The following is an 11,383-nucleotide window of genomic DNA, read 5'->3' on the forward strand; positions in this document are numbered from 1 at the left end:
CGTGGTGTTACAGCACTTCCGTCAACTTCTGTGGTGGTTGATCGGATGCTGGCAATCTAGGCAGAAGCTCTTTCGATCGGCTTAATAAACAGCCTTACCGATTCCTTTCCCGGCTTGAAGATATTGCGTGGTTAACTGCCTCCTAAGCGCCGGCTAAAATGCCGCTTCCCGGGCCAACACCGCAAGCGGCAAGGGCCAAGGGAAATTTATGGCTTCGCGCGCGTATAAGGACCGAAGCGATCGGAACCGGCCTGGGCCGCCTGCCCGTTTAACCGTTGGTTCTTAACCGTTGGTTCACCAATCTCGTTCATGTTCCGTTGAACAGTCCGCCTGTGTGGAGCGCCTTCATGGCCGCGCCGAGACCGTCAATCCTGATTACCGCGCTTCTTGTCGCCGCGAGCTTCATCGCGCCCGCGAGAGCCGGCGCCGGCATCGAGGTCACCATGAATCAGGCCAAGATCGTGAAGCTGTCACGCCCGGCCGATACCATCGTGGTCGGCAACCCGGCGATCGCCGACGCCTCCGTCCAGGATGCCTCGACGATCGTGCTCACCGGAAAGGGTTTCGGCGTCACCAATCTCGTCGTTCTCGACCAGCAAGGCAGCCCGATCGTCGACGCGCAAGTCACCGTGATCCGGCAGGCTGCCTCGTCGGTTCGCATCTACCGGCGTGCCGAGGTCCAGACCATGTCGTGCACGCCCTATTGCGAAAGCTCCTACAAGAGCGAGGCGGAAAAATCCTCCGAAGCCGAGATGAGCGTGAGCAAATAGGACCGGTCACCGTACAGATTACCAGCCGGTTAAAAAGCCCGCCGCGACTTTAACGATCATTCAAACCGGACCTCAATTGGTTTGCGCTAATACACCTGCCGGGACCGTCCAGGAATGGCAGGAACAGGAACATGAGCAACGAATTCGGCTCGACAGGTCAGCGCAAGATGAAGCGCATCGGGTTCTTCAAGCGCTTCGTTCGCGACCGCCGCGGCAGCACCGCGCTGGAATTCGCGTTGCTTGCCTTGCCGTTCGCCATGCTGGTGTTCGCCATCCTTGAAAGCTGCATCTCCTTTGCCGGCCAGGAAGTGATGGCCAATATCACCGACGATATCGCGCGCCAGTTGCGCACCGGCCAGTTGAGGCCGGCCGACGTCGCGGGAAACAAGTTGACGAACCTGATCTGCGACAGGCTGGAGATCATCGTCTCCACGGATTGCCCGCAGCAGCTTCTCGTCGACCTTCGCCAGTACGCGACTTTCGCCGACGCCGCCCAGGCGGGTTTCAAGATCCAGAACGGCGATGTCGTGCTGATGCAGGGCACCAGTTCGCAGACCTTCGCGAATTCGCCGGGCCTGGCGGAATCGAGAAACATGCTGCGGGTCTTCTACAAATGGCCCGTGATGACCGACCTGATGGCCAAGTCGATGGCCAATCTGAGCGGCGGCCGCACGCTGCACTTCGCGTCGGTGACCTGGCAGAACGAGCCGTTCAACAATTGATCTAGCTGGCGTAAGCACAAAACAAGAAAAAGGCAGTGGCTATGATGCGTGCGGGGGCACATCTGGGAATTGCAGCGATCAAGAGCAAGACGGCCGGGTTCTGGTCCAATCGCCGGGGCATCGCGGCGGTCGAGTTCGCTCTCATCGTGCCGATCCTGCTGATCCTTTATTTCATGACCATGGAGGCCTCGCAGGCTATCGAGACCAGCAAGAAGGTCAGCCGTATCGGCAGCATGGTCGCCGATCTCGTCACGCAGCAGCCGACCATCGTCAAGGCGGATCTCGACGCCATCATGCAGATCGGCACCTCGACCATCCAGCCCTACAACCGCTCGACCCCGAGCATCACCATCACGGCCATACAGGTCACCAACGATACACCGCCCAGGACGAACGTGGTCTGGTCGCGCAAAATGGTCAATGGCGTCGCCAGCATCGCCACCACCCTGCCCGCGACGACCACGGTTCCGACAACACTCAGGGTCGCCGGCACCTTCCTCATCCGCGTCCAGAGCAGTCTCAGCTATGCGCCGATCATCAGTTGGTCGACGGACACCCAGCAGAAGCTTGGATTGACGCAATCGCTTACCACCACGATCGGGATGGGCGAGACATATTATCTGCGCCCGCGCAGAAGCCTGACGATCCCCTGCAGCGATTGCTGAGAACCGTTACCGCTGCCCGCCGCCGTCGGCCGAGACGAAGCGCACGATCGCTTCCGCTACCGCATAGTCCTTGGGAGCGACGGTGAGGAAGCCACCGGAATGTTTCGATTCCAGGAGATCGTAGATATCCGGCGTCGTCGACTTGAGGTTGGTGAGGAACACGGTCAGCCGGCGCTTGGCCTCCGGGTCGAGATCGCTGCGCACGGCATGGGGGCCGTATCTCAGCAGACCCGACGTCCATACGACCTGGAGAGCCGACACCGAAAGGCCTGACATTTCGAGCCTTGCCTGCGTACCGCCCGACAGCAGCGGCTGTCCGTCGGCCGCCGCCCTCACCCAACCGAACAAAGCGTCGGCCTGCCGGTCGAAGAACATCTTTTCCGCGGCGGATGCCGAATCCGCATGGATCAGAAAGGGCGCATTTTCGGTGATGCCGACATGGTCGGCGGCCAGCCCCGCCAGCGGCAAAAGCGAACCGCCGACGCTGTCGGCCGGCGCCATGGCGATCCGATGGGTCGACATGGCCGCCAGCCCGGGCAACTTCCCGTCCATGGTCAGCAACACGGAGCGTATTCCGGCCGCGCCGTCGGAATCGACCGGCGCCACCAGCGGCTCGATGCATCCGCAGCGCTGCAGCGCGGTGGCGTAGGCGGTCGACGAATAGATGGCGTATTCGATCCTGGCGTTGGCCTGCGCCTCGATCAGCGCGGCATAGTCGCGGGCAACGAAGAACTCCACTTTCATGCCCAGAGCATTGGTGAAGGCCTCCGTCAGTTGCGACAGCCCCGGAATGGTATTGCCGCCGCCGGGTTCGGCAATGACGCCGATGCGAAACGTACCGATATCGTCGCGCCAGTCGGCAAGCGCCGGTCCGGACCAGACCGCGCCCTGGACAATCATCAGGGCGGCCCACGCAGCTTTCATGAAAAGACCGTCATTTGCTCTTCGATCCGGGACATCAGGCTGATCCCGACTATCGCGCCAAGCCGTTGCCGTTTGGTTTCCGAATTGCCAACGCTGTCGGGGAACCCTATGTCTGGTCGTCCACACTGGCAACATTACCCGATGGCGCGTGCTTTCCTTTTCGTCCTGGATTCCTTCGGTATCGGCGGCGCGGCCGACGCCGAACGCTATGGCGACGCCGGCGCCAACACGCTCGCCCACATCGCCGAAGCCTGCGCCGAAGGGCGCGCGGATCGCGGGGGACTTCGTGAAGGGCCGCTGTTTGTCCCTCACATGGCGTCGCTCGGTCTTGGCAAGGCGGCCGGGACGGCGACGGGATTGGAGTTCGCCCATTTCGGGACGGATCTGCTCGCCAATGCGTTCCATGGCGCGGCACAAGAAGTTTCGAGCGGCAAGGACACCCCATCCGGCCATTGGGAGATCGCCGGCCTGCCGGTGCGTTTCGACTGGGGCTATTTCCCCGACACGGTTCCCGCCTTTCCGGCCGATCTGACCGAAGCGATGATCCGCGAGGGCAAGGTGCCGGGCATTCTCGGCAATTGCCACGCACCGGGCACCGAGATCATAGAGCGGTTCGGCGAAGAACACATCCGCACCGGCAAGCCGATCTGCTACACGTCCGTAGATTCTGTCCTGCAGATCGCCGCGCATGAAGAGCATTTCGGCCTGGAGCGGCTTTATGAATTCTGCAAGGTGGTGCGCCGGCTGGTCGATCCGCTCAGGATCGGGCGCGTGATCGCGCGGCCGTTCGTGGGCGAAACCGCCGCCACCTTCGAACGGACCTACAACAGGCACGACTACGCGGTGCCTCCACCGGAGCCGACCTTGCTCGACCGGCTGACGGCGCGGGGAAGCCGCGTGCTGGCCGTCGGCAAGATCGGCGACATCTTCGCCCATCGCGGAATTTCGCAGGTGCGCAAGGCCGCCGGCAACATGGCCATGTTCGACCAGGCGCTGGGTGCGATCGACGACGCCGTCGACGGCGATCTGGTCTTCGCCAATTTCGTCGATTTCGACACCGAATTCGGCCATCGCCGCGACGTCGCCGGCTACGCAGCCGCGCTCGAGGCCTTCGACCGGCGGCTGCCGGAGGCATTTGCAAAGCTGAAAGATGGCGATCTTCTCATCCTGACCGCCGATCACGGCAACGACCCGACCTGGCGCGGGACCGATCACACACGCGAGCGTATTCCGGTGATCGGCATGGGGCCCGGTCTCAAAGGCGGCGATATCGGGCTGAGGACGACATTCGCCGATATCGGCGAGACCGTCGCCGAACATCTGCGGCTGGCGCGCGGCCGCCACGGCACTTCATTCCACAAGACGATAGGCGGCCATGCCTGAATTGCCCGAAGTCGAAACGGTCCGGCGCGGGCTGCAGCCGGTTCTGGAAGGCGCCCGCCTCGCCAGGGTGGAGGCGCGCAGGCCCGATCTGCGCTTTCCTTTTCCCGAAAAGTTCTCGCAAAGGCTCACCGGCAAGACCATCACCGCGCTTGGCCGTCGCGCCAAATATCTGACCATGCATGTGCAGAACGGCCCGGTGTTGATTTGCCATCTCGGCATGTCCGGCTCCTTTCGCATCGAAACCGGAGACGACAGCGAGACCCCGGGCGTATTCCACCACGAGCGCTCGAAGAGCGAAACGCACGACCATGTCGTGTTCCATGTCGAGTCGGCCGCGGGCACGCGGTCGCGCGTGATCTTCAACGATCCTCGCCGGTTCGGTTTCATGCTGTTCGCGGAAGAGCCGCCGGAGACACATCCGATGCTGGCCGGACTTGGCGTCGAGCCAACCGGCAACACGCTCGATGGCGAGTTGCTGGCATCACTGCTGACGGGCCGCAGGTCGCCGCTGAAGGCGGCGCTTCTCGACCAGCGGCTGATTGCCGGGCTTGGAAACATATATGTGTCTGAGGCGCTTTGGCGCGCCGGCCTGTCGCCCTTGCGCGAGGCCGGCACCATCGCCAAGCCGGGCAAGAAGGCGAAAGAACAGAGCGAGCGCCTCGCGCAGTCTATCCGCTCCGTCATTTCGGATGCCATAGCCGCCGGCGGATCGTCGTTGCGCGACTATGTGCACACCGATGGTTCGCTGGGCTACTTCCAGCATTCCTTCGCCGTCTATGATCGCGAGGGCGAGCCTTGCCCGAAGCCTGGTTGCGGTGGGCACATCGAGCGTGTCGTACAAAGCGGGCGCTCGACCTTCTACTGCCGGACGTGTCAGAGGTGAGTTAGAGCGCGGGAAGCGTAGAGCGCTTCCCCTGAAAATTGCGTCAAACAGAGAAACAGACCGGATCGAGCGAGGAGAAGCAGCCATGGCCTATGAAACGATCATCACCGAGACGCGCGGCAAGGTCGGGCTGATCACGCTGAACCGGCCGCAGGCGCTCAACGCACTGAACCTCCAGCTTCTGGCCGAACTGGTCGCGGCCGTGAAAGGCTATGAAGCGAACGCCGGCATCGGCGCCGTGGTGATAACCGGCTCCGAGAAGGCTTTTGCCGCCGGCGCCGACATCAAGGAAATGCAATCGATCTCGTTCGCGGATGCTTATCTGCAGGACCTGTTCATCGGCTGGGAAGACCTGACCAGGGCCAGAAAGCCCGTCATCGCGGCCGTTGCCGGCTATGCGCTGGGCGGCGGCTGCGAACTGGCGATGATGTGCGATTTCATCATTGCCGCCGACACGGCCAAATTCGGCCAGCCTGAAATCACGCTCGGCGTCATCCCCGGGATGGGCGGATCGCAGCGCCTCACCCGCTTCGTCGGCAAGTCTAAGGCAATGGACATGTGCCTGACCGGACGGATGATGGACGCGGCGGAAGCCGAACGCTCCGGCCTGGTCTCACGGGTCGTACCGGCGGGCGAACTCGTCGAGGAGGCGGTCAAGGCGGCCGCCAAGATCGCCGCTTTCTCGCTGCCCTCGGTAATGATGGCGAAGGAGGCCGTCAACCGCGCCTATGAGACGACGCTGACTGAGGGATTGCGCTTCGAACGCCGCCTGTTCCATTCGCTTTTCGCGCTCGAGGACCAGAAGGAAGGCATGGCGGCTTTCGCCGAGAAGCGGAAACCGAATTTCACCAACCGCTAATGCATGTCGCGCAAAAGTGACCTCGATTTTGCGACAACGACATGCATCAGACAACGCCCTAAAGCGCGTCTTGTGAATCCGTTTCCATGCAACGCACTTTAGCGCGGCGCCGGCCGGCACAGGAAAGCCGTGCATCGGCCAAAAAGAACGCCGGGCGGCGTTGACGCGCCGGAAAAGCTGAACTATAAGCCGCACCAACCGAGGCGGCCCCGTTGCTGCCCGTTTGTTTTTTGCGCCCTGCGGCATGCCGCATGCGCCGACCAGATCAGAAGAGAGGCATCATGGCCAACACATCCTCGGCCAAAAAGGCAACGCGCAAGATCGCCCGCCGCGCGGCGATCAACAAGAACCGCCGCTCGCGCGTCCGCACCTATGTCCGCCAGGTCGAGGAGGCACTCGCCTCGGGCGACAAGGCTGCCGCGCAGGCTGCTTTCAAGGCCGCCGAGCCGGAATTGATGCGCGCCGCGACCAAGGGCGTCATCCACAAGAACACCGCGTCCCGCAAGGTGTCGCGTCTGGCCCAGCGCCTGAAGGTGCTGTCGGCCTAAGATCGCCTCACTAGGCTGGTCTTCCATGAAACCCGGCGGTCGCGCCGGGTTTTTTCGTTTGCCGGCAAGTACTTAAAAAGAATGCCCAAAAACGGCGTCCAAGGCGGGCGCCGGGCTTCGAAATGTTTTGCCGGCACATGCATGCAAGCTGATGGTTGACGCGCTTGAAAAGTGGCGGCTCAAAAATTCTTAACCGTCAGAAATAAGCTATATTTTCCAGATAGTTACCAGTGGTCATCCACAACTTGTCCACACCGCTCCGAAGGGAGGGTAGGACAACTGGCTGTCAAGCGAATTATTTCAGAAAATTTCGCGGCAGCCCGGCTTTTTCATATTCGCCGGAAAAGGTTTTGATTCACAATGGCTTTGTCAAAATATGCCGTTGCGGCATGCCGCTCCGGCTCGTCCAAACTAACCAGATTCCTTAAAAATCCGTTAGACGTGGCCTTGCCCTATCCACAGCGATTTCGGTAATGTCCATCCATCGAAAGGGACGGGCTCTGGCCCTTAACCCAGCCTCAATCGGCCAGCTGAAATTGGCGGGATTTGCGACGCGGATCAAGTCCGTGGACGGGGTTGTTTGGTCTTTTTCGATACGGTAGGGGACTGGCGTAACTAGACATGGCAGGTCGACGGCGCGCCGGCGTTTTTCGCCGGACGGTGTTGTGTTGCCCTGACGTACCCAACGCGGACTGGCTTCCATGGGCCGGCACCGGTTCCCTGAGATAGTGGGCGAGGCTCATCTGCCAGCGGCGGCAGCGGGCATCGTAGCAAAGTGCAGTCGCTGGAACACGGATGCAGGAGGCGCATCCCCAGCGGAAAACAGGTACAAAGACAAGGAACTCGATCATGCAGAGCGGCGTCGAAAGGGAGCATACGAATGACATCCCATTTCCAGGAAATCTGATCGGAGCGGACGAGATGGCGGTCTCCAGCGACGCGGAGCAGAAGTTCGACCGGGTCAAGGCCCAGTTGAAGGCGCGTCTGGGAACCGAGGTATATTCGAGCTGGTTCGGTCGCATGAAGGTCGCGGAGGCCTCCAAGGGCATTGTCCGCATCTCGGTGCCGACGGCTTTCCTGCGCTCGTGGATCAACGGCCACTATCTCGACCTGATCTCCGAGCTGTGGAAGCAGGAGGACGCCGACCTTCTCAAGATCGAGATCGTCGTTCGCACGGCCACCCGGCAGGGCCGCGGCCCTGCCGAGCCGGAACTGGCGCCGGCGCGCAAGATGACGCGGCAGACGCAGACAGCGCTGGCCGCCGGCACGGCGAGCCCAGGCAGGGTCGAGCGGGCCGCCGCGCCGCGTGCGGGCGCCACGGCCGAGAGCGAGTTCCGCCACAACGTTCTGGGATCGCCGCTGGACCCGCGTTATACGTTCGGCTCCTTCATCGAAGGCCCGTCGAACCGGGTCGCGTTCGCAGCCGCCAAGGCGGTGGCGGAATCGCAATCGAGCGCCGTGCGCTTCAACCCGCTTTTCCTGCACGCCACCGTCGGTCTCGGCAAGACGCACCTGCTGCAGGCCATCGCGGCGGAATCGCTGAAGCAGAACCCCAAGTCGCGCGTCGTCTATCTGACGGCGGAGTATTTCATGTGGCGCTTCGCCACCGCCATCCGCGACAACAACGCTTTGACGCTCAAGGAGCAGTTGCGCGACATCGACCTTCTGATCATCGACGACATGCAGTTCCTGCAGGGCAAGTCGATCCAGCATGAATTCTGCCATCTGATCAACATGCTGCTCGACAGCGCCAAGCAGGTCGTTGTCGCCGCCGACAGGCCGCCATCCGAGCTTGAATCGCTTGAGCCGCGCGTCCGTTCGCGCCTCAATGGCGGTGTCGCGCTCGAAATGTCGGCGCCCGACTTCGCCATGCGGCTCGGCATGCTCAAGCTGCGGCTGACCAACGCCAGGATCGATGACGCCTCGCTCGATATTTCCGACGAGATCCTCAACCACATCGCCCGCACCGTGACTGGCAGCGGCCGCGAACTGGAAGGCGCCTTCAATCAGCTGTTGTTCCGCCAGTCGTTCGAGCCGCAGATCACCATCGACCGCATCGATGAGATCCTAGGCCACATCTACCGCACCGGCGAGCCGAAGCGGGTCCGCATCGAGGACATCCAGCGCATCGTGGCTCGCCACTATAACGTGTCGAAGACGGAACTGCTGTCCAACCGGCGCACGCGCACCATCGTCAAGCCGCGGCAGGTCGCCATGTATCTGTCGAAGGTGATGACGCCCCGTTCTCTGCCTGAAATCGGCCGGCGCTTCGGCGGCCGCGACCACACCACCGTGCTGCACGCCGTGCGCAAGATCGAGGACCTTTCCGGCGCCGACAACACGCTGGCGCAGGAACTCGAGCTGCTGCGGCGGCTGATCAACGACCAGGCCTGATCCGCCCGGGACAGGCAAGCCTGAACTGCCTCGCAATTCAACGGCTTGCCTGCCCGGCCAGAAACCGGAAAATCGTTCGCGACAAGGTCGGCGGACGATCCGGATTCAGGATTTGGCGCCCGCGCCGGCCGTCTTCGCGGCCGTTATCCCCAGAAAGCCCGCGCAGCCGGCCCGAACCGGTGGCGCGGGCTTGCGTTTGCTGGTTTTTTCCTGTCAGTTTACACAGATTCTGAAGCCTGTTCAGACGTTTCGCGGGGCGCCGCCAGCCGGAGACCCGCTCATCCATTCAAGCGAGCCTGTTTCGTCATGCGTGTTATCCTGGAACGGTCAAATCTCCTGAAGTCGCTCAACCACGTGCATCGCGTGGTCGAACGGCGCAACACCATACCGATCCTGTCCAACGTGCTGCTCAACGCCGAGGGCGCCAGCCTCGAAATGAAGGCGACCGACCTCGACCTGGAGGTGACGGAAGCGACCCCCGCCAAGGTCGAGCGCGGCGGAGCGACGACGGTTCCGGCACATCTGCTCTACGACATCGTGCGCAAGCTCTCGGACGGCGCCGAGGTGATGCTGAAGACGGATGAGGACGGCAACGCCATGACGGTGACGTCGGGCCGCTCGAGCTTCAGGTTGCAGTGCCTGCCGCAATCCGACTTTCCCGAGCTTTCGGCCGGTTCCTTCTCGCATATCTTCCGGCTCGATTCGGTCGCCCTCAAGGGTCTGATCGAGAAGACGCAGTTCGCCATCTCCACGGAAGAGACGCGCTATTATCTCAACGGCATCTACCTGCACACGCATGAGGTCGGCGGCAAGCTCAAGCTGCGGTCCGTGGCGACCGACGGCCACCGCCTGGCGCGCGCCGAGATCGACGCGCCGGCGGGTTCGGAAGGCATGCCGGGCATCATCATCCCGCGCAAGACTGTAAGCGAGCTGCAGAAACTGGTCGACGATCCGGATATCGCCGTGACCACCGAACTCTCGGACACCAAGATCCGCTTCACCATCGGCAGCGTCGTCCTGACCTCGAAGCTGATCGACGGGACCTTCCCGGACTACCAGCGCGTCATTCCAACCGGCAACGACAAGAAGCTGATCCTCGACCGCCAGAGCTTCGCGGCGGCGGTCGATCGCGTGTCGACCATTTCTTCCGAACGCGGCCGCGCCGTGAAGCTTTCGATCAGCGAAGGCCAGGTGATGCTTGCGGTCAACAATCCGGATTCCGGCAGCGCCACGGAGGAACTCGCGGCCGACTATTCCGCCGACCCGATCGAAATCGGCTTCAACGCCAAATACCTGCTCGATGTCGCCGCGCAGTTGACCGGCAGCGAAGCCAAATTCATGCTCGCCGACGCCGGTTCGCCGACACTCATCCATGACATGGCCGACGAAACCGCACTTTACGTGCTGATGCCGATGCGGGTATAGCCCGCGCGGCGTTTGCCGGGCGGCGACAGGCTCTGGCCGCGGCGACTTCTACAGGCGGATAGCGGTTGCCGGAACAAACCCATATAAGTAAGCTTACGCTTACCAATTTTCGCAATTACGCGACGCTGGCGATCGATCTCGCCCCGGGTGCAGTCGTGTTTTCCGGCGACAATGGCGCTGGCAAGACCAATCTGCTCGAAGCGATCTCCTTTCTGACGCCAGGACGCGGCCTGCGCCGCGCGCCCTACGGAGACGTTGCCCGCGAAGGCGGCGATGGCGGTTTTGCGCTGCATGCCCGGCTTGCCGGACCTGATGGCGAGGTCGAGATCGGCACGGGCATTTCCGGCGGCGAAAGCGAAGGCGGCAGGCGGGTGCGTATCAACGGCGCCACGGCCCGCTCGGCCGAGGACATGCTGGAATGGCTGCGCGTCGTCTGGTTGACCCCGGCCATGGATGCCTTGTTCACGGGGCCTGCCGGCGATCGCCGGCGCTTCCTCGACCGGCTGGTGCTGGCGATCGATCCCGGTCATGGCCAGCGCGCACTTGACTACGAAAAGGCCATGCGCGGCCGTAACCGCCTGCTGACGGAAGGCTCGCGCGATAGCGGCTGGTTCGAGGCGATCGAGACACAGATGGCCGAGACAGGCGTGGCAATCGCCGCCGCGCGCGCCGAGATGGTGCGCCTGCTGGCTGCGATGATCGACAGGCTCCCCGATTCCGGACCGTTTCCGCAGGCAGACATCGGCCTCTCGGGCGATCTGGAGGCTGAGATCACAAACACACCAGCGGTCGATGTCGAGGAGCGGTTTC

At 62.5% G+C, this 11,383-nt stretch carries 12 protein-coding genes; 10 read left to right on the plus strand and 2 right to left on the minus strand.

Annotated elements, in window-relative coordinates; translation table 11 throughout:
* Positions 1 to 347: 347 nt before the first annotated feature.
* The 3 genes from J0I79_RS33755 (at position 348) to J0I79_RS33765 (ending at position 2,157) form a co-directional block, all read left to right on the plus strand.
* Positions 348 to 770 (plus strand): pilus assembly protein N-terminal domain-containing protein, encoded by a 423-nt coding sequence (locus tag J0I79_RS33755; RefSeq protein ID WP_292870111.1) that lies wholly within the window; start codon positions 348 to 350, stop codon positions 768 to 770.
* A gap of 131 nt (positions 771 to 901) precedes the next feature.
* Complete coding sequence (locus J0I79_RS33760) at positions 902 to 1,492, plus strand: TadE/TadG family type IV pilus assembly protein (protein WP_292870114.1); 591 nt, start codon at positions 902 to 904, stop codon at positions 1,490 to 1,492.
* Positions 1,493 to 1,533: 41 nt separating this feature from the next.
* Positions 1,534 to 2,157 (plus strand): TadE/TadG family type IV pilus assembly protein, encoded by a 624-nt coding sequence (locus J0I79_RS33765; RefSeq protein WP_292870143.1) that lies wholly within the window; start codon positions 1,534 to 1,536, stop codon positions 2,155 to 2,157.
* Between the two features lie 6 nt (positions 2,158 to 2,163).
* On the opposite strand, the gene J0I79_RS33770 is transcribed toward J0I79_RS33765, so the two are convergent.
* Positions 2,164 to 3,081 (minus strand): phosphate/phosphite/phosphonate ABC transporter substrate-binding protein, encoded by a 918-nt coding sequence (locus tag J0I79_RS33770; protein WP_292870117.1) that lies wholly within the window; start codon positions 3,079 to 3,081, stop codon positions 2,164 to 2,166.
* Positions 3,082 to 3,222: 141 nt separating this feature from the next.
* Here J0I79_RS33770 and J0I79_RS33775 point away from each other — a divergent pair, with 141 nt between their 5' ends.
* From J0I79_RS33775 to dnaA, 5 genes are all read left to right on the plus strand, one after another.
* Positions 3,223 to 4,464 carry a phosphopentomutase gene (locus tag J0I79_RS33775; protein ID WP_292870120.1) on the plus strand — a complete coding sequence of 414 codons (1,242 nt, stop codon included), beginning with the start codon at positions 3,223 to 3,225 and terminating at the stop codon, positions 4,462 to 4,464.
* Positions 4,457 to 5,347 (plus strand): bifunctional DNA-formamidopyrimidine glycosylase/DNA-(apurinic or apyrimidinic site) lyase, encoded by an 891-nt coding sequence (gene mutM, locus J0I79_RS33780; protein WP_292870123.1) that lies wholly within the window; start codon positions 4,457 to 4,459, stop codon positions 5,345 to 5,347. The genes J0I79_RS33775 and mutM overlap by 8 nt, the downstream gene beginning before the upstream one ends.
* 85 nt (positions 5,348 to 5,432) lie before the next feature.
* Complete coding sequence (locus J0I79_RS33785; protein ID WP_292870126.1) at positions 5,433 to 6,206, plus strand: enoyl-CoA hydratase; 774 nt, start codon at positions 5,433 to 5,435, stop codon at positions 6,204 to 6,206.
* A 281-nt stretch (positions 6,207 to 6,487) separates the two neighbouring features.
* Positions 6,488 to 6,754, plus strand: coding sequence for a 30S ribosomal protein S20 (gene rpsT, locus J0I79_RS33790; RefSeq protein ID WP_027026587.1), 267 nt, complete (start codon positions 6,488 to 6,490; stop codon positions 6,752 to 6,754).
* 921 nt (positions 6,755 to 7,675) lie between these two features.
* Entirely contained in the window at positions 7,676 to 9,148 is a 1,473-nt protein-coding gene (dnaA, locus tag J0I79_RS33795) for a chromosomal replication initiator protein DnaA (RefSeq protein WP_292870130.1), read from the plus strand.
* A 37-nt stretch (positions 9,149 to 9,185) separates the two neighbouring features.
* On the opposite strand, the gene J0I79_RS33800 is transcribed toward dnaA, so the two are convergent.
* Positions 9,186 to 9,434 (minus strand): hypothetical protein, encoded by a 249-nt coding sequence (locus J0I79_RS33800; protein WP_292870134.1) that lies wholly within the window; start codon positions 9,432 to 9,434, stop codon positions 9,186 to 9,188.
* A 20-nt stretch (positions 9,435 to 9,454) separates the two neighbouring features.
* Between J0I79_RS33800 and dnaN the strand changes: the two genes are divergently transcribed.
* Both dnaN and J0I79_RS33810 read left to right on the plus strand, forming a co-directional pair.
* Positions 9,455 to 10,573 (plus strand): DNA polymerase III subunit beta, encoded by a 1,119-nt coding sequence (gene dnaN / locus J0I79_RS33805; protein WP_292870137.1) that lies wholly within the window; start codon positions 9,455 to 9,457, stop codon positions 10,571 to 10,573.
* A 65-nt stretch (positions 10,574 to 10,638) separates the two neighbouring features.
* Positions 10,639 to 11,383: AAA family ATPase (locus J0I79_RS33810; RefSeq protein WP_292870140.1), on the plus strand; the 745-nt coding region annotated here is incomplete at its 3' end.

This window comes from Mesorhizobium sp. (assembly GCF_017306585.1).
In the GTDB taxonomy this organism is placed as follows: Bacteria; Pseudomonadota; Alphaproteobacteria; order Rhizobiales; family Rhizobiaceae; genus Mesorhizobium.